General features: G+C 72.0%; 15 protein-coding genes. 11 read left to right on the forward strand and 4 right to left on the reverse strand.

Annotated elements, in window-relative coordinates:
- Window positions 1-2: 2 nt before the first annotated feature.
- The 3 genes from gatB to gatC are packed head-to-tail and all read right to left on the reverse strand — an operon-like array spanning window position 3 to window position 3,219.
- On the reverse strand, window positions 3-1,454 hold the full coding sequence (gene gatB, locus BUB97_RS11480) for an Asp-tRNA(Asn)/Glu-tRNA(Gln) amidotransferase subunit GatB (RefSeq protein WP_073134848.1): 1,452 nt from the start codon (window positions 1,452-1,454) through the stop codon (window positions 3-5).
- Entirely contained in the window at window positions 1,451-2,932 is a 1,482-nt protein-coding gene (gene gatA / locus BUB97_RS11485; protein WP_073134850.1) for an Asp-tRNA(Asn)/Glu-tRNA(Gln) amidotransferase subunit GatA, read from the reverse strand. Before gatA ends, gatB begins: the two co-directional genes overlap by 4 nt.
- Entirely contained in the window at window positions 2,932-3,219 is a 288-nt protein-coding gene (gene gatC / locus BUB97_RS11490) for an Asp-tRNA(Asn)/Glu-tRNA(Gln) amidotransferase subunit GatC (RefSeq protein ID WP_073134852.1), read from the reverse strand. Before gatC ends, gatA begins: the two co-directional genes overlap by 1 nt.
- 119 nt (window positions 3,220-3,338) lie before the next feature.
- On the opposite strand from gatC, the gene BUB97_RS11495 reads away from it, so the two are divergent.
- A complete protein-coding gene (locus BUB97_RS11495) occupies window positions 3,339-4,283 on the forward strand; it encodes an aspartyl protease family protein (protein ID WP_073134853.1) in 945 nt (314 codons plus the stop codon).
- A 6-nt stretch (window positions 4,284-4,289) separates the two neighbouring features.
- Window positions 4,290-4,760 (forward strand): Holliday junction resolvase RuvX, encoded by a 471-nt coding sequence (gene ruvX, locus BUB97_RS11500; RefSeq protein ID WP_073134855.1) that lies wholly within the window; start codon window positions 4,290-4,292, stop codon window positions 4,758-4,760.
- On the opposite strand, the gene BUB97_RS11505 is transcribed toward ruvX, so the two are convergent.
- A complete protein-coding gene (locus tag BUB97_RS11505; RefSeq protein WP_245818278.1) occupies window positions 4,712-5,254 on the reverse strand; it encodes a GNAT family N-acetyltransferase in 543 nt (180 codons plus the stop codon). The two genes, ruvX and BUB97_RS11505, sit on opposite strands and share 49 nt — an antisense overlap.
- Window positions 5,255-5,318: 64 nt before the next feature.
- On the opposite strand from BUB97_RS11505, the gene BUB97_RS11510 reads away from it, so the two are divergent.
- The 9 genes from BUB97_RS11510 (at window position 5,319) to BUB97_RS11550 (ending at window position 17,348) form a co-directional block, all read left to right on the forward strand.
- Window positions 5,319-6,257: an aspartate carbamoyltransferase catalytic subunit gene (locus BUB97_RS11510; protein WP_073134857.1), complete on the forward strand. Its 939-nt coding sequence runs from the start codon at window positions 5,319-5,321 to the stop codon at window positions 6,255-6,257.
- An 84-nt stretch (window positions 6,258-6,341) separates the two neighbouring features.
- Entirely contained in the window at window positions 6,342-7,304 is a 963-nt protein-coding gene (locus BUB97_RS11515; protein ID WP_073134858.1) for a Bug family tripartite tricarboxylate transporter substrate binding protein, read from the forward strand.
- The gene (locus tag BUB97_RS11520; protein WP_086062125.1) at window positions 7,304-7,741 is read left to right on the forward strand and encodes an allophanate hydrolase-related protein; all 438 of its coding nucleotides are present in this window, start codon (window positions 7,304-7,306) and stop codon (window positions 7,739-7,741) included. The genes BUB97_RS11515 and BUB97_RS11520 overlap by 1 nt, the downstream gene beginning before the upstream one ends.
- A 66-nt stretch (window positions 7,742-7,807) precedes the next feature.
- Window positions 7,808-9,082 carry a dihydroorotase gene (locus BUB97_RS11525; RefSeq protein ID WP_073134860.1) on the forward strand — a complete coding sequence of 425 codons (1,275 nt, stop codon included), beginning with the start codon at window positions 7,808-7,810 and terminating at the stop codon, window positions 9,080-9,082.
- A gap of 8 nt (window positions 9,083-9,090) precedes the next feature.
- Window positions 9,091-9,681: a glycerol-3-phosphate 1-O-acyltransferase PlsY gene (gene plsY / locus BUB97_RS11530; protein WP_086062143.1), complete on the forward strand. Its 591-nt coding sequence runs from the start codon at window positions 9,091-9,093 to the stop codon at window positions 9,679-9,681.
- Complete coding sequence (gene dprA, locus BUB97_RS11535; RefSeq protein ID WP_073134863.1) at window positions 9,681-10,817, forward strand: DNA-processing protein DprA; 1,137 nt, start codon at window positions 9,681-9,683, stop codon at window positions 10,815-10,817. The genes plsY and dprA overlap by 1 nt, the downstream gene beginning before the upstream one ends.
- A gap of 6 nt (window positions 10,818-10,823) precedes the next feature.
- Window positions 10,824-13,529 carry a type I DNA topoisomerase gene (gene topA / locus BUB97_RS11540; RefSeq protein WP_073134864.1) on the forward strand — a complete coding sequence of 902 codons (2,706 nt, stop codon included), beginning with the start codon at window positions 10,824-10,826 and terminating at the stop codon, window positions 13,527-13,529.
- 1 nt (window position 13,530) lies between these two features.
- Window positions 13,531-15,810, forward strand: coding sequence for a ribonuclease R (rnr, locus tag BUB97_RS11545; RefSeq protein ID WP_073134865.1), 2,280 nt, complete (start codon window positions 13,531-13,533; stop codon window positions 15,808-15,810).
- Window positions 15,811-16,091: 281 nt separating this feature from the next.
- Window positions 16,092-17,348: a S41 family peptidase gene (locus tag BUB97_RS11550; protein ID WP_086062126.1), complete on the forward strand. Its 1,257-nt coding sequence runs from the start codon at window positions 16,092-16,094 to the stop codon at window positions 17,346-17,348.
- The last annotated feature ends 64 nt before the right edge of the window (window positions 17,349-17,412 follow it).

The following is a 17,412-nucleotide window of genomic DNA, read 5'->3' on the forward strand; positions in this document are numbered from 1 at the left end:
CCTCAGCCCCCCAGCTTCGCCTTCAGCACCTCATTCACCAGGGCCGGGTTCCCCTGCCCCTTCATCGCCTTCATCACCTGGCCGACGAACCAGCCGAACAGCGTCGGCTTCTCCCGGTACTGGGCGATCTTGTCGGGGTTCGCCGCCAGGATGGCATCCACCGCCGCCTCGATGGCGCCGGTATCCGTCACCTGCCGCAGCCCCCGCTCCTCCACGATGGTGCCGGGCGGCTTGCCCGTCTCGCCCATCGCCTCCAGCACCTCCTTGGCCATCTTGCCCGAGAGGGTCTTGTCCGCGATCAGGTCCAGCAGCGCGCCGAGATGCTGCGCGGTCACCGGGCTGTCCTCGATCCCCTTCCCCATGCGGTTCAGCATGGCGAAGAAGTCGCCCATCACCCAGTTCGCGGCCACCTTCGGGTCGCGGCCGGCCGCCACCTCCTCGTAGAAGGCCGCCGTCTCCTTCTCGGCCACGAGCACCGAGGCGTCATAGGCCGAAAGGCCGAACTCGTTCACGTAGCGCGTGCGCCGCGCATCCGGCAGCTCCGGCAGGCCCGCCTTCAGCTCCTCGATCCAGGAGGGATCGACCACCAGCGGCGGCAGGTCCGGATCGGGGAAGTAGCGGTAGTCATGCGCATCCTCCTTGGAGCGCATGGAGCGGGTGACGCCGCGCGTCGTGTCGAACAGGCGCGTTTCCTGGTCGACCGTGCCGCCCGATTCCCACACCTCGATCTGCCGCCGCGCCTCGGCCTCCACCGCCTGCATGACGAAGCGGATGGAGTTGACGTTCTTCACCTCGCAGCGCGTGCGGAAGCCCTCGCCCGCCTTGCGGACCGAGACGTTCACATCGGCACGCAGCGAGCCCTGCTCCATGTTCCCGTCGCAGGTGCCGAGATAGCGCAGGATCTGGCGCAGCTTCGTGAGATAGGCCCCGGCTTCCTCGGGCGAGCGCATGTCAGGCTCCGAGACGATCTCCATCAGCGCCACGCCCGACCGGTTCAGGTCGATATAGGACTTGCTGGGATGCTGGTCGTGCAGCGACTTGCCCGCATCCTGCTCCAGATGCAGCCGCGTGATGCCGATCTCCCGCGTGCTGCCATCTGCCAGCTCGATGGTGATCTGGCCCGTGCCGACGATCGGGAACTGGTACTGGCTGATCTGATAGCCCTGCGGCAGGTCCGCGTAGAAGTAGTTCTTCCGGTCGAAGCGCGACCAGGGGTTCACCTGGGCATTCAGCCCCAGCCCTGTGCGCACGGCCTGGGCCACGCATTCCCGGTTGATCACCGGCAGCATGCCGGGGAATCCCGCATCCACGAAGCTCACCTGGCTGTTCGGCTCCGCGCCGAACTCCGTCGCCGCGCCGCTGAACAGCTTGGCGTTGCTGGTCACCTGGGCATGCACCTCAAGCCCGATCACCAACTCCCACGGGCCGGTCTCGCCCTCGATCGTATAGCTCATGCGAAGGCCCTCACCTGCGGCAGCTTCGTCAACCCAGCGGCGCGCTCGATCACCGAGCTGACCGCGAACACCGTCTCCTCGTCGAAGGCCTTGCCCAGCACCTGCAGGCCCAGCGGCAGGCTCTGCCGGTCATAGCCCGCGGGAACGGTCATGCCCGGGATGCCGGCCAGATTGGCGGTCACGGTGAACACGTCGTTCAGGTACATCGCCACTGGGTCGTCCTGCTTCTCCCCGGCCGCGAAGGCGGCGGAGGGGGTCGCGGGCGTCACGATGGCATCAACCTTCGCGAAGGCCTGGTCGAAGTCGCGCTTGATCAGCGCCCGCACCTGCTGCGCCTTCACGTAATAGGCGTCGTAATAGCCGGCGCTCAGCACATAGGTGCCGATCATGATGCGCCGCTTCACCTCGTCGCCGAAGCCGGCGGCGCGGGTGCGCTCGTACAGGTCCTTCAGGTCCTCGCCGTCACGGCGGATGCCGTAGCGGACGCCGTCATAGCGCGCGAGGTTGGAGGACGCCTCGGCGGGCGCGACGATGTAGTAGGTCGGCAGCGCATACTTCGTGTGCGGCAGGGAGATGTCGACGATCTCCGCCCCCTCCGCGCGCAGCCAGTCCAGCCCCTGCTGCCAGAGCGCCTCGATCTCCTCGGGCATGCCCTCCAGCCGGTACTCCCGCGGCACGCCGATCCGCAGCCCCTTCACGCCACGCGCGCAGGCCGCGGCGAAATCCGGCACGGGCTGGTTGGCGGAGGTGCTGTCCTTCGGATCATGGCCGGACATGCTCTCCAGGAGGATCGCGCAATCCTCCACGCTGCGCGCCACCGGCCCCGGCGTGTCGAGCGAGGAGGCGAAGGCCACCACGCCCCAGCGCGAGCAGCGCCCATAGGTCGGCTTGATCCCCGCGATGCCGCAGAAGGCGGCCGGCTGGCGGATGGAGCCGCCCGTATCCGTCGCCGTCGCGCCCATGGCGAGCCGTGCCGCCACCGCGGCGGCGGAGCCACCGGACGAGCCGCCGGGCACCAGCCTCGTGCCATCGTCATTCCCGCGCTTCCACGGGTTCTCCACCTCGCCGAAGGCCGAGGTCGCGTTGGACGAGCCCATGGCGAACTCGTCAAGATTCACCTTGCCCAGGAAGACCGCGCCGTCCCGCAGCAGGTTGGCGGTCACGGTGCTCTCATAGGGCGGCACGAACTCGCCCAGGATCCGGCTGGCCGCCGTGGTCCGGGTGCCGGCGGTGCAGAACAGGTCCTTGATCGCCAGAGGAATGCCTTCGAGCTTCCCCGCCACGCCACCGGCCCGCCGCTTGTCGGAGGCACGCGCGGCCTCCAGCGCCTTCTCCGCGGTGACGGTGATGAAGGCGTTCAGGCGCGGATTCAGCGCCTCGATGGCCTCCAGATGCGCCGCCGTCAGCGCCTCGGAGGTGACAATCCCCTCGGCGAGCGCCTCGAGCGCGCCGCGGATGGTGAAATCGGTCGGGTTCATCACTCAACAACCTTCGGAACGGCGAAGAAGGCACCCGCGCGGTCGGGCGCGTTGGCGAGCACCGCCTCCGCCTGCCCGCCATCGGTCACCACATCCTCGCGCATCGGCATGGCCGTGCCGCCGGCGCCGGAAAGCGGCTCCACACCCGTGGTGTCCACAGCCTGCAACTGCTCGATCCAGCCGAGGATCCCGTTCAGCTCGGCTTGGAGGCGCTGGTCCTCTCCCTCCTCCAGATGGAGCCGGGCGAGGGACGCGACGCGCCTCACGGTCTTCAGGTCGAGCGACATGGTGGGGTAAACATCCCTGGCTGGGGCCGAAGGGGGCAGGAAGCCCTCCGCCCCCCCGAAGTCAAGGGCCAGGCCCCCCGCTCCGCCCTCCGGCCGAAGATCCGCTACAAGGGGGGCGCATGACCCTTCGCCCCTCCTCCATCCCGCTGCTGGCCGCCATCCTCCTGGCCTCCTGCGCCGCCTGCCCGCCGGAGCAGGGGGACCGCCTGGTGCTCGCGGCACGCGGCGCTCCGGCATCCCTGGCCCTGCTCGGGCCGCAGGCCGGCCTCCGGCCGGTCGTGCTCGCCCAGGCGAATGGCGCGGCCCTGCCCTTTGTGCTGGACACCGGCTCGAACCTCACCCTCCTCCGCCCGGGCACGGCGGCCGCTCTTGGCCTTCCGATGGACCCCGCTCGCGCCACGCCCATCACCGGCGTCGGTGGAACCTCGCGGCTTCCCAATGCCTTGCTCCGGCATTTCCAGCTCGGCCGCCGGGTGTTCCAGAACCTCTCCCTTCCCGTGGCGCCGGGCGGCGAGGAGACCGACGGGATCGCCGGCATCGTGGGGGCGGACCTCCTGCGCCACGCCGCCCTGGAACTGGACCTCCCCGCCGGTCGCGTCGCGCTGCATGACAGCCCCGCCTGCCTGGCCGCCCCACCTCCGTGGCCCGGCGCGACGGCGCTTCCGGTGGAGATGACGCCCGAGGGGCTGGTCGTTCTCACCCTCAACCTCAACGGCCGCCCGGCACGGGCGCTGCTCGACACCGGCGCCGCCCGAACGGTCCTGCGGCGGGACCGCATCGCCGATTTCGGCATCCCCGCCGCCGCCCTGCGGGCGCCGGCCGCCGGAACCATCTACGGCACCGGCGCGGCCACGGCCGACTTCCATGTCCATGAGGGCGCCCTGATCCAGCTCGGACGGGCGGGGCACATCCGGCTCCCCATCGTCATCGCGCCCCTGCCGCCCAGCCTGCCGGCCGACCTCGCCCTGGGGCAGGACGTGCTGGGCCAGCTCCGACTCTGGCTCTCCTATGCCGGGCAACGCCTCTATGTCGCGCCCTCCGCCGCCTCCACCGCCAGGCCCTGAGCGACCATGCCCGTCACCCCCCTGCCGGCCCTGCGCGCCGCCCTTCCCCGCCATGCCCGCCTCATTGGGCTGGATCCGGGCAGCAAGACCATCGGAATCGCCCTGTCGGACGTGCTGCTGATGCTCGCCAGCCCCTATGCCGCCCTCCCGCGGGGCAAGCTCGCCCCCACCGCCGCCGAGATCCGCCGCATCGCGGAGAAGGAGGGCGCCGGCGGGCTGGTCTGTGGCCTGCCCCTGGGGCTGGACGGCTCCTTCGGCCCCGCCGCCCAGGCTGCCAAGGACTGGGCCATGGCCGTGTCCGACGCGACCGGCCTGCCCGTGGCCCTCTGGGACGAGCGCCTCTCCTCCTCCGCCGTGAACCGGATGATGATCGAGGCGGACCTCACCCGCGCGAAGCGCGCGAAGGCGGTGGACGCGGCCGCGGCGGCCTACATGCTCCAATCCGCGCTCGACGCGACCCGGTCCGGGCCCCTCTGATCCGGCGCGCGCTCCATGTAGCGGGCGCCGGGGTCATAGCCCCGCAGAACCGCCTCCAGCGCCAGGTCATACACCGGCGCGAAGCCCTGGGCCCGCCAGAACCCTTCCGTCCCGCCGATCGCCACCAGCGCCAGCGGCAGGCCGGGCAACGATCCCGCTAGGCGGCGCACCGCTTCCCCTCCCGCCCCGCTGCGGCGTGCGGCCGGGAGAAGGGCCAGGTCGTGCAGGTAGAGCACCTCCGGCCGGCCGGGCAGCGCACCCAGCAGCGTGTCCAGCGGAACCGGGCGCGCCCGCAGCCAAGGATGGGCGAGCGCATAGCCCTCCGCCTCCCCCCCTCGCTCCAGCACCAGGCAGGACGCCGGCGCCAGCCGTAGCCGCTCGGCGAAGACCGGGTCCGACTCGGGATGACCCGGATGCACCTGTGCCGCGATGGCTGAGACGACCGGCAGATCGGCCTCCCGCATCGCCCGCCAGCCCCAAGCCTTCCCCCGCAACCCCGCCTCCCCTACACAGCGCCGATCCGCCCCGCGCGCGTCCTCCAGGCAGCCAAGAGGCCCCATGCCCCTCTACCCGCACCGGCATCTCCTCGCGCTGCAGGGCCTTGAGCCCCCCTATATCGCCGAGCTCCTGGACCTCGCCGAGTCCTATGCCCTGCTCAACCGCGGCGGCAAAACCGGGCGGGACGTGCTGCGCGGCCGCACCCTCATCAACCTCTTCTTCGAGGACAGCACCCGCACCCGGACAAGCTTCGAGCTGGCCGGAAAGCGCCTCGGCGCCGATGTCATCAACATGTCCGTCAGCACCTCCTCCGTGAACAAGGGCGAGACGCTGCTGGACACGGCCTCCACGCTCAATGCGATGAAGACCGACCTGCTGGTGGTTCGGCACGCGCAATCCGGCGCCCCGGCCCTGCTCTCCCAGAAGGTGGAGGCGGCCGTGATCAACGCGGGCGACGGCACGCATGAGCACCCCACCCAGGCGCTGCTGGATGCCCTGACCATCCGCCGCCGCAAGGGCACTCTGGAGAACCTCACCGTCGCCATCTGCGGCGACGTGCTGCACAGCCGGGTGGCCCGCAGCAACATCCACCTGTTGCTCGCCATGAACTGCCGCGTCCGCGTCGTCGGCCCGCCCACCCTCATCCCGGCCGAGGCCGAAGCCCTGGGCGTGCAGGTCTTCCACGACATGAAGGCGGGGCTGAAGGACGCCGATGTCGTGATGATGCTGCGCCTGCAGAAGGAGCGCATGCAGGGCGGCCTCGTTCCCTCCGCCCGCGAGTTCTTCCGCTTCTACGGCCTCGATGCCGCGAAGCTCCGCCACGCCAAGCCGGACGCCATCGTCATGCATCCCGGCCCCATGAACCGCGGCGTCGAGATCGACAGCGCCGTAGCCGACGACCCCGCCCGCAGCGTGATCGGCGAGCAGGTGGAGATGGGCGTGGCCGTCCGCATGGCGGTGCTCGACATCCTCTCGCAGAACCAGCGCCGTAACACCTGACCCGCGGGGCGGAAGGTTCCGCCCCCGCACCGTCCTGGCACGCCCCTTGCTGAATCCGCACCCGTCCCTGACGGAGCGGAACCCGTGCCCAGCCGACGCGCCCTCCTTGCCGCGCCCTTCCTCCTCCCCGCTATCGCCCGCGCGCAGGGGGCCTGGCCCAGCCGCCCCGTCCGCTTCATCGTCGCCTTTCCGCCGGGCGGCGGCAGCGACGTGCTGATGCGCCTTCTCCAGCCCCGCATCGCCGAGGCGATCGGCCAGCCCGTGGTGATCGACAACCGCCCGGGCGCCGGCACCCTCATCGGCACCGATGCGGCGGCCAAGGCGCCGGCCGACGGCTACACCTTCCTCAACGTGGCCAACAGCTTCACCATCAATGCCACCCTCGCGCGCAACCCGCCCTTCGATGCGCGGAAGGACTTCCAGGCCGTCTCCTCCATCGGCTTCAACCCGCATGTCCTCGTCGCCTTCCCCGGGCTGCCGGCGAAGGAGCTGCCGGCCATCGTCGCGGCGGCGAAGGACGCACCGGGCCGCCTCTCCTATGCGTCGATCGGCAACGGCACCTCCCAGCATCTGGGGGCGGAAAGCCTGAAGCTCGCGGCCGGCATCGACCTGCAGCACGTCCCCTATCGCGGCGGCGCCCCGGCCCTGGCCGATGTCATGGCGGGCACCGTCGCCCTCGCCTTCTCCAACCTGCCCGAGGCCCTGCCGCTGATCCGCGAGGGGCGGCTCCGCGCCGTCGCCCTCTCCGATTCTGCGCGCAGCCCTGTCCTCCCGGATGTTCCCACCTTCGAGGAACTCGGCCTACCCGGCGTGGTCTCCAACACCTGGTTCGGCGTGGTGGCCCGGAGCGAGGTGCCCACCCCGATCGTGGACCGCATGCATGGCGCCATCACCACGCTGCTGGCCGAGCCGGACTCCATCGCCCGGCTCGCTCAGCTCGGCGTGGAGCCCCGCCCCATGACGCGCGACGCCTTCCAGGCCATGCTGACGCGCGAATTCGAGCGGAACGGCCGCGTCGTGCGCGAAGCCGGGATCACCACGGACTGATGGGCATCACCTTCCCTCGCCCGACCGAAGCGCCGGACATCCCGGAAGGCCATGTCGGGCTCGTCGTGAATGGCGGGCTCATGCGCGGCATGCGCGCCCATGGGCGGATGATCGCGGCCGGCGCCCTCTTCCTACGCGACGTCACCACCGCGCCCCTCTACCGCCTCTGGTCCATCGGGGACCGCCATCCCGGGATGATCCGCGTCGCCCAGGGCAGCGCCATCGCCGCCGAGCTCTACGCCATCCCCCGCACCACCTTCCCGCAGGTGGTGGAGGAGGAAGCGCCCGGCCTCTGCGTCGGCCGTGTCCCCCTCTCGGACGGCACCGCCCCGCTCGGCGTGCTGATTGAGCCCTGGCGGGTGGAGGGGATGGAGGAGATCACCGCCTATGGCGGCTGGCGTGCCTTTGTGGAGGCGAAGGGCATCCCCCAGAGCTGAGACGGGCCGGCCACCGGGCGGGACCCCGTGGCCCCCAGGCGCGCCCCCGCCTATAACGCCGTTCCGATGCCAGACCTCCTGATCTCCCATGTCCGGCTGCTCGACGCGGCGAGCGGCCTCGACGCGCCCGGCGCGCTCCTCGTGCGCGACGGACGGATCGCCGCCCTCGGCGGCGACGTCACGGCCCCCGAAGGCGCAGAGACCGTCGATGGCCGCGGCGCCATCCTGGCCCCGGGCCTCATCGACCTGCGGGCCGCCCTCGGCGAGCCCGGCCATGAGCACCGGGAAACCATCGAATCGGCCGCCGAGGCCGCCGCGGCCGGCGGCATCACCACCCTCTGCGCCCTGCCGGACAGCGACCCCGCCTTGGACGACCCGGCCCTGCTGCAATTCATCCTGCGCAAGGGCGAGGCAACCGGCAGCCTGACCATCCTGCCCTATGGCGCCGCCACCCGCGGATGCGCGGGCAAGGAGATGACGGAGTTCGGCCTGCTGCGCGAAGCCGGCGCCATCGCCTTCACGGACGGCACCCACGCCATCGCGGATGCCCGGGCCATGCGCCTGGCCCTCTCCTATGCGCGGGGCTTCGGCAGCTTCGTGGTCCAGCACCCGGAGGAGCCCTCCCTCACCCGCAACGCCTCGGTGACCGAGGGCGAGATGGCGACCCGCATGGGCCTGCCCGCCGCCCCGGCCGCGGCCGAGGCGATGATGGTGGCGCGCGACATCGCCCTGGCGCGCCTCACCCGCGGCCATGTGCATTTCGCCCATGTCTCCACCGGCGCCGCGCTCGACCTGATCCGGGCCGCGAAGGCCGAGGGCCTGCGCGTCACCTGCGACACCGCGCCCCCCTATTTCGACCTGAACGAGACGGCGATCGGCGACTTCCGCACCTACGCCAAGCTCTCCCCGCCCCTGCGGCGGGAGGAGGACCGCCGCGCCGTGGTGGCGGCGCTGGCGGATGGCACCATCGACGCCATCGCCTCCGACCACCAGCCGCGCGACGCGGACGACAAGCGCGTGCCCTTCGCCCAGGCCGAGGCCGGCGGTGCGGGGCTGGCGACCCTGCTGGGCGTCACCCTCGCCCGCTACCATGCCGGGGACCTGCCCCTGCTGCGCTGCCTTGAGCTGCTGACGACCGGCCCGGCGAAGCTCCTCGGACTCGAAACCGGCCGCCTCGTCCCCGGCGCGCCGGCGGACCTCGTCCTCTTCAGCCCCGATCGCGGCTGGAAGGTCGAGGCCGGGAAGCTGCCCGGCAAGGCCCAGAACTCGCCCTTCGACGGCCGCGCCCTGGAAGGGCGCGTGGTCGGCACCTGGAAGGCCGGGCGGCGCGTCTTCGGATGAACGCCGCGATGCTCCTGGCCCACCTCTGGGCCGCCATCCTCGGCCTGCTCCTCGGCTCGATTCCCTTCGGCCTGCTCCTGACCCGGGCGGCCGGGCTGGGGGACATCCGCAGCATCGGCTCCGGCAATATCGGCGCGACCAACGTCCTGCGCACCGGCAACAAGAAGCTGGCCGCCGCGACTCTCGCCCTGGACTTCCTGAAGGGTGCCGCGGCCGTCTGGCTGGCCGCATCCCTGTTCGGGCCGGAGACCGTCGGTATCGCCGCGGTGGCCGCCGTGCTCGGCCACTGCCACCCGCCCTGGCTCGCCTTCCGGGGCGGCAAGGGCGTGGCCACGGCGCTGGGCGTCTTCCTCGCCCTGGCCTGGCCGGTCTTCGTGGCGGCGGGCCTCACCTGGCTCGCCATGGCGAAGATCTCCCGGATCTCCTCCGCCAGCGCCCTGACGGGGATGCTGGTGGCGGCCCTGGTCGCCTGGGCCTGGGGAGGCTGGCCGCTCTTCTGGCCCGTGGCGCTGATCGTGGCCTATGTGTTCCTCCGCCACCACGAGAACATCGCCCGCCTCCTCGCGGGCACCGAGCCCCGGATCGGCCAGGGCAAGTAGTGACGCCGGCCGACTCCCTCGCCCGCCTTCGCCTGGCCCGCACCGAGGGAATCGGCCCGCAGCATTTTCGCCGCCTCACCGCCCAGCATGGCGGCGCGGCGGCTGCGCTCCGCGCCCTCCCGGCGGACCCCGCGCGCCGCTTCACCGCGGCCGATCCGGCGATGGTGGAACGGGAGCACGAGGCCGTTCTCGGCATGGGCGGCGCCTGGCTGCATATCGGCTCCCCCGGCTACCCGCCCCTCCTCGCCGCGCTGGAGGACGCCCCGCCGGTGCTCGCGGCCATCGGCGACCTCTCGCTGCTCGCCATGCGGCAGGTGGCCATCGTCGGCTCCCGCAACGCCTCCGCCGCCGGCCGCCGGATCGCGGAGGACATGGCCGAAGCCCTCGCGGAATCAGGCGTTGCCGTCACCTCCGGCCTCGCCCGCGGCATCGACGCCGCCGCCCATCAGGGGGCGCTCCGGCACGGCCGGACCATCGCCGTCATCCCCGGCGGGCTGGACGTGACCTACCCGCCCGAAAACCGGGACCTGCAGGAGCGGATCGCGGCGGAGGGCCTGCTCCTGGCCGAAGCGCCTCTGGGTACCGCCCCCCTGTCCCGGCATTTCCCGAAGCGGAACCGAATTGTGGCCGGGCTCTCCCTCGGCGTGGTGGTGGTGGAGGCGGCCCCCCGCTCCGGCACCCTCATCACGGCCCGCCTGGGCGCCGAGGCCGGGCGGGAGATCTATGCCGTCCCCGGCTCCCCGCTGGACCCGCGCTGCCAGGGCTCGAACGACCTCCTGCGGAACGGCGCCCGCTTCTGCGAGCACGCCGGAGACATCCTGGAAACCCTGCCCGCCACGGCCGAGGCGCTGCCCCTCTTTGCCCCCCGCCCCTCGCGCGTGCCCGCGCGCCCGCCGGCGGATGTGCCCACACGGCCGCACGCGGAGCCCGGCGCATCAGGGGTTTCCGACCTCCTCTCCCTGATCGGCCCCACGCCCGTCGCGGTTGACGAGGTGCTTCGCCGCTGCCACCTGTCCCCGCCAAATGCCCGCGCCGCGCTCCTGGAACTGGAGCTGGAGGGCCTGATCGAGGCGCTGCCCGGAAACCGTGTCGTGCGGTCCGGCGCTCAGCGCGCAGAAGGATTGGAGGGCGCGTAGCCCCGCATGACGGACGTCGTCGTCGTCGAATCGCCCGCCAAGGCGAAGACCATCAACAAGTACCTGGGCGATGGCTACAAGGTCCTGGCCTCCTTCGGCCATGTCCGCGACCTGCCCGCCAAGGACGGCTCCGTCCGCCCGGAGGAAGACTTCGCCATGGACTGGTCCTCCGAGGACCGGGGCGAGAAGCAGGTCCGCGAGATCGCCCAGGCGCTCAAGGCCGGACGTTCCAAGCGCCTCTACCTCGCGACCGACCCGGACCGGGAGGGCGAGGCCATCTCCTGGCATGTCCGCCAGATGCTGGAGGGGCGGCACGCGCTCAGGGGCGTTGAGGTCCACCGGATCACGTTCAACGAGATCACCAAGCGCGCCATCCAGCATGCGATCGAGCACCCGCGCGACCTCGATGTCCCGCTGATCGACGCCTATCTGGCCCGCCGCGCGCTCGACTACCTCGTCGGCTTCACCCTCTCCCCGGTGCTCTGGCGCAAGCTGCCCGGCTCCCGCTCGGCCGGGCGCGTGCAGTCGGTCGCGCTGCGCCTGATCACGGATCGGGAAGCCGAGATCGAGGCCTTCAAGCCGCGCGAGTACTGGACCATCGAGGCGGGCTTCCACACCCCCGCCGGCGCCCCCTTCACCGCGCGCCTGACGCATCTCGAGGGCCGGAAGCTCGACCAGTTCGACCTCCCGAACGAGGCCGCGGCCCACCACGCCAAGTCCCTGGTCGAGGGCGGGCGGTTCACCGTCTCCGCCGTCGAGAAGAAGCGGACCAAGCGCAATCCGCCGCCGCCGTTCACCACCTCCACCCTGCAGCAGGAGGCCTCCCGCAAGCTCGGCTTCGGCGCCCAGGCCACGATGCGCCTGGCCCAGCAGCTCTATGAGGGCGTGGATATCGGCGGTGAGACGGTCGGCCTCATCACCTATATGCGGACCGACGGCGTCACCATGGCCCGCGAAGCCATCATGGGCATCCGCGACCATGTGAAGTCCGCCTTCGGCCCGGACTACCTGCCCGCCGCCCCCCGCGAATACACATCCAAGGCCAAGAACGCCCAGGAGGCGCATGAGGCGGTCCGCCCGACGGACGTGACCCGCACGCCGCAGCAGGTGGCCCGCTACCTCAACCCGGATCAGCGGCGCCTCTATGACCTCGTCTGGAAGCGCGCCGTCGCCTCCCAGATGCAGTCGGCCGAGATGGACCAGACGGCGGTGGACCTCGACGACGCCGCCGGCAAGGCCCGGCTGCGCGCCACCGGCCAGGTCATCGCCTTCGACGGCTACCTCAAGCTCTACCGCGAGGATATCGACGACGCGCGTCTCGCGGCCGATGACGAGAACAAGACCCTGCCCCCGATGCGCGAGGGCGACGCCCCGAAGCGCGGCGAGGTGATGGCGAGCCAGCACTTCACCCAGCCCCCGCCCCGCTACACCGAGGCGAGCCTGGTGAAGAAGATGGAGGAGCTCGGCATCGGCCGCCCCTCCACCTACGCCTCCATCCTGCAGACCCTGCAGGACCGGGAATATGTCCGCCTGGAGCAGCGGCGCTTCGTGCCGGAGGACCGCGGGCGCCTCGTCACCGCCTTCCTCATCTCCTTCTTCGAGCGCTACGTGGACACCGGCTTCACCGCCGCCATGGAGGAGAAGCTCGACGACATCTCCGGCGGCCGGGCCGACTGGCGCCAGGTGATGCACGAGTTCTGGGACCAGTTCCGCGCCGCCGTGGACGCCACGAAAGAACTGAAGATCAGCGACGTCATCGACGCGCTGGACGAGGATCTCGGCCCGCACTTCTTCCCGCCGAACGAGGGCGGGACGGATCCGCGGCTCTGCCCGAACTGCCAGAAGGGGCGGCTGGGCCTGCGCCTGGGCCGCACCGGCGCCTTCATCGGCTGCTCCAACTACCCGGAATGCCGCTACACCCGCCCGCTGGCGGTGCCCGGCGCGGAGGGCGAGGATGCCGCCAATGACGGGCCGCGCAGCCTCGGCACGGATCCGGCCACGAGCCAGGACGTCTCCGTCCGCCGTGGCCCCTATGGCCTCTATGTCCAGCTCGGGGAGCCCGGCACGGATGAGAAGGGCAAGCCGACCAAGCCACGCCGCGCCTCCCTGCCACGGGGGATGGACCCCGACACGCTGACGTTGGAGCGGGCCCTGGCCCTGCTGAACATGCCGCGCGTCGTCGGCCTACATCCCGAAACGGGCGAGGAGATCACGGCCAATCTCGGCCGCTTCGGCCCCTATCTGAAGATGGGCGCCCTCTCCCAGAGCCTGCAGCCCGGGGACGACATCCTCTCCCTCGGCATGAACCGGGCGATGGAGTTGCTGGCCAATGCCAAGCCCCGCGGCATCACCCTGGGCAACCATCCGGAGGATGGAGCCCCGGTGGAGGTGAAGCGCGGCCGCTTCGGCCCCTTCGCCCAGCACGGGAACACGGTGGCCTCCCTGCCGCGCGGCGTGCAGATGGAGGATTTCACCCTCGACCAGGCGGTCGCGCTGCTGGCCGAGAAGGGCAAGGTGCTGCCGCCGAAGAAGGGCGCCGCCGGCCGGAAGGCGCCGGCGAAGAAGGCTGCCAGCTCGGAGGCGGCGGCGAAGAAGGCCCCGGCCCGGGCCGCCAAGCCGGCCACCGCGGCCAAGGCCCCCGCGAAGAAGCCGGCGAAGAAGCCGGCGGCGAAGGCCGCCGCAAAGCCCGCCGCCCGCAAGCGGTCGGTCTGATTTGGCAACGCGCCCGCCGCCCCGCCGGCGCGAGGCAGGCGCGGAGCCCAATCCGCTGCCCAGCCGGGAGGAGCTGCGCGCCTTCCTGCGCAGCGCCACCGGGGCGGTCGGCAAGACCGAGATCTCCCGCCATTTCGGCCTCTCGACGGAGCAGCGCCCCGCGCTGCGCGCTCTCATGGCCGCGCTGAAGGAGGAGGGCAGCCTCGCCCCGGTCGGGCGCCGCACCGTCCGCCATTCGGCTAACCTGCCCGACATGGCCGCGTTGGAGGTGTTCGGCACGGACCCGGACGGCGAGCCCATGGCCCGCCCGATCGCCTGGGATGGGACTGACCGCCCGGTGGTCTATATGCGCCCGGAGCGCCCGGGCCAGCCCGCCCTCGCGCCAGGGGACCGGGTGCTCGCCCGCATCACCCGGATCGGGCCAGGCAAATATGAAGGCCGCACCTTCAAGCGCATCGGCAGCGGCTCGCCCTCGCGCATCCTCGGCATCTACGCGAACGGGCTGGTCGAGCCGGTGGACCGCCGCTCCCGCGCCAGCTGGGTCATCCCGCCCGGCCAGGAGGGCGGCGCCGAGGAAGGCGAGCTGGTGCAGGCCGAGCCCATCCCCGGCGGCTCGCGCGAGCGCTTCATGGGCCCCAAGCCCGCCCGCGTGGTCGAGCGGCTGGGCCGGATGGATGATGCCCGCGCCATCTCGCGCCTTTGCATCGCCGCCCACAACATCCCCGACAGCTTCCCCGAGGAAGTGGTGCGGGCGGCCGAGCGCGCGCAGCCGGTGCCCCTCGGCACGCGCGAGGACCTGCGCGCCGTCCCTCTCGTCACCATCGATGGCGAGGATGCGCGCGATTTCGACGACGCGGTCTTCGCCGAGCCCGATGGCGATGGCGATGGCTGGCGCGTCATCGTCGCCATCGCCGATGTCGCCCATTACGTCCGGCCCGAGGCGCCGCTGGACCGCGAGGCGCGGCTGCGCGGCAACTCGGTCTACTTCCCCGACCATGTCGTGCCGATGCTGCCCGAGGCGCTCTCCAACGGGCTGTGCAGCCTCAAGCCGGGTGAGGATCGCGGCTGCCTCCATGTCGAGATGCGCTTCGACCGGGAGGGCAACAAGACCGGCCACCGCTTCGGCCGCGGCCTCATGCGCTCGGCCGCCCGCCTGACCTATGAGAAGGTCCAGGCCGCGCGGGATGCCGGGGAGGATGCCGGGCTGGAGAAGGGCCATGTCGCCCGCCTCTATGGCGCCTTCGATGCCCTGGCCGCCGCCCGGCTGCGCCGCGGCACGCTGGACCTGGACCTGCAGGAGCGCCGCGTCGTGCTGGATGCCGGTGGGAAGGTGCTCTCGGTCGCCCCCCGCCCACGCCTCGACAGCCATCGGCTGATCGAGGAGTTCATGGTGGCCGCCAATGTCTGCGCAGCCGAGGAGCTGGAGCGGCTGCACATGCCCTGCATGTACCGCATCCATGACCGGCCCTCTGACGAGAAGATGGAGGCGCTGCGCGGCTTTCTCTCCAGCCTCGGCCTCACCCTGCCGCCCTCGAACCTCGTGAAACCCCGCGACTTCGCGCGCGTCCTCGAAAAGATGAAGGACGCGCCCGAATCCCGCCTGGTGAGCGAGACCATCCTGCGCGGCCAGTCCCAGGCCGAGTACAACCCGGAGAATATCGGCCATTTCGGCCTCGCCCTGCCGCGCTATGCCCATTTCACCAGCCCGATCCGGCGCTATGCCGACCTGCTGGTCCACCGCGCGCTGATCCGCGGCCTTAAGCTGGGCGAGGACGGGCTGACGGAAGCCGAGGCCGCCGCCATGCCGGATGTGGGCGAGCAGATCACCAAGACCGAACGCCGCGCCGCCCTGGCGGAACGCGACGCGGTGGAGCGCTACCTCGCCGCTTTCATGGCAGACCGTGTCGGCGCGCATTTCTCCGCGCGCGTTTCGGGCGTGACACGCTTCGGGCTCTTCGTGACAGTAGAGGAGAACGGCGCCAGCGGAATCGTTCCGATGACTGCCCTTCCGGACGACCAATGGTTCCACGAGGACGCGGCGATGCGCCTGATCGGCCGCCGCACGGGATTGAGTTTCACGCTCGGCCAGGAGGTCGAGGTGCGACTGGCCGAGGCGGTGCCGCGAACGGGCAGCCTCACCTTCCAGCTGATGATGGGCGATCCGCGCGCGACGACTCCGCGCGGGGGCACGCCGCCTCGTGGGCGCCAGAAGATCACCGACCGAAAGCCGAGGCCCGGCCAGCATGGCGGCCCCGCTTCGGGGGCGAAGCGGCCACGCTGACCTCCCGCCGCTCCACCACCCGGCGGCTCCGCGCCGCCCTCCCCGGCACGATTCTTTCGGTCGCCCTGTTCGGGGCCTCGCTGTTCGCCTCCCTGGCCGCCCCCCTGTCGGCCCATGCTCAGCCGTCGCAGGACTTCGCCCCCACCCTGCGCGTCGCCTTCTCCGCCATCGCCGAGCGCCACCTGGAGCCGACCGAGCCCGCCCTCGTCGCCCTCTGGGCCCTGCGCGGGCTGGAGGCGATCGACCCCTATCTTTCGGCCACGCGCCGGGGCCCCGCCCTGGTGCTGGGCTTCTCCGAGAACCTGGCCGCCGACCGGCTGGCCGGCGACACGCCGGCCGCCGCGGCCGATGCCGTGGCCGCCCTGCTCACCGAGGCGGAACGCCAGTCCCCCGCCCTCCGCCGCGCCGGCCGGCAGGCCATGCTCCAGGCCGGCTTCGAGGAGGTGTTCAACCACCTCGACCCCTATAGCCGCTACATGACGCCGGACGAGGCGCGGCAGGGCCGCGATCGTCGGCTCGGCACGAACGATCTCGGCCTTACCCTCGCCAATGCGTCGCGCCGCCAGGTGGCCATCGGCGCCGTCACCCCCGGCAGCGCGGCCGACCGGGCCGGGCTCCGCCCAGGGGACATTGTGGTGGAGGCTGACGGCATCGCCCTCTCGGCCGAGCAGCTGGACGAGGCTCATTCCATCCTCGAAGGGCCTCCGGGCAGCAGCGTGCTCCTCTCCATCCGCCGGGGCCGGCGCCGGCTCGAGGTCCTCCTCACCCGCAGCGCCGCCCCGACCCTTTCCGTCTCGGCCCGGGTCCGGGACGGCATCCTCTGGCTGAACCTGCCCCATTTCTCGGCGGCCACGCCGGAGCAGCTCGACCGCGCCTTGCGGGAAACCACCTCGGCCGATGCGCCGCTGGGTGTGGTCCTCGACCTCAGGGGCAACCGCGGCGGGCTGCTTCAGCAGGCCATCCGCGTGGCGGATACCTTCATCCCCGCCGGCACGATGGTGACAACCGAGGGCCGCCACCCCGATTCGCGACGCCGCTTCACGGCCGCCGGGCCCGACCTCGCCGCTGGCCGGCCCCTGATCGTCCTCGTGGACGGCCGCACGGCCTCGGCGGCCGAGGTCGTGGCCGCCGCGATCGGGGATCTCGGCCGGGGCGTGGTCGTCGGCAGCGCCACCATGGGCAAGGGGCTCATCCAGGTGCTCGTTCCCCTGCCCAATGGCGGCGAGCTGGCCCTCTCCTGGTCCCGCATCCTTGCCCCGCGCGGCTGGCCCCTCCAGATGCTCGGCGTGCTGCCCGCCCTCTGCACGAGCCGCGGGGCGGAGGAGACGGCCCGGAACCTCGCCACCCTCGGCACGCCGGACAGCCCCATGGCCATCCCCCTCGCCCGCGCCCGCGCGGCGCGTGCGCCCGTGCCCACCAGCGAGGTCGCCGCCCTGCGCAGTGCCTGCCCCCCGGCCGAGGGGCGCGATGCCGACTACGCGGTAGCGCGGGCGGTGCTGGACTCGCCGGAGCTCTATCAGGCCGCCCTGGCCCGCTGACTCCGGCCCATGCTGGGATAAATGCTTGACGCGGGCGCCGTGGCGGCTAGGTTGCGGCCCCTTC

The sequence above is a fragment of the Muricoccus roseus genome (assembly GCF_900141905.1).
Taxonomy (GTDB): Bacteria; Pseudomonadota; Alphaproteobacteria; order Acetobacterales; family Acetobacteraceae; genus Roseomonas; species Roseomonas rosea.

What these genes read in the sequence shown, in the direction of transcription:
- gatB (WP_073134848.1), bottom strand. Translation starts at nt 1,454, where the DNA reads ATGAGCTATACGATCGAGGGCGAGACCGGCCCGTGGGAGTTGGTGATC.
- gatA (WP_073134850.1), bottom strand. Translation starts at nt 2,932, where the DNA reads ATGAACCCGACCGATTTCACCATCCGCGGCGCGCTCGAGGCGCTCGCC.
- gatC (WP_073134852.1), bottom strand. Translation starts at nt 3,219, where the DNA reads ATGTCGCTCGACCTGAAGACCGTGAGGCGCGTCGCGTCCCTCGCCCGG.
- BUB97_RS11495 (WP_073134853.1), top strand. Translation starts at nt 3,339, where the DNA reads ATGACCCTTCGCCCCTCCTCCATCCCGCTGCTGGCCGCCATCCTCCTG.
- ruvX (WP_073134855.1), top strand. Translation starts at nt 4,290, where the DNA reads ATGCCCGTCACCCCCCTGCCGGCCCTGCGCGCCGCCCTTCCCCGCCAT.
- BUB97_RS11510 (WP_073134857.1), top strand. Translation starts at nt 5,319, where the DNA reads ATGCCCCTCTACCCGCACCGGCATCTCCTCGCGCTGCAGGGCCTTGAG.
- BUB97_RS11520 (WP_086062125.1), top strand. Translation starts at nt 7,304, where the DNA reads ATGGGCATCACCTTCCCTCGCCCGACCGAAGCGCCGGACATCCCGGAA.
- BUB97_RS11525 (WP_073134860.1), top strand. Translation starts at nt 7,808, where the DNA reads ATGCCAGACCTCCTGATCTCCCATGTCCGGCTGCTCGACGCGGCGAGC.
- plsY (WP_086062143.1), top strand. Translation starts at nt 9,091, where the DNA reads ATGCTCCTGGCCCACCTCTGGGCCGCCATCCTCGGCCTGCTCCTCGGC.
- topA (WP_073134864.1), top strand. Translation starts at nt 10,824, where the DNA reads ATGACGGACGTCGTCGTCGTCGAATCGCCCGCCAAGGCGAAGACCATC.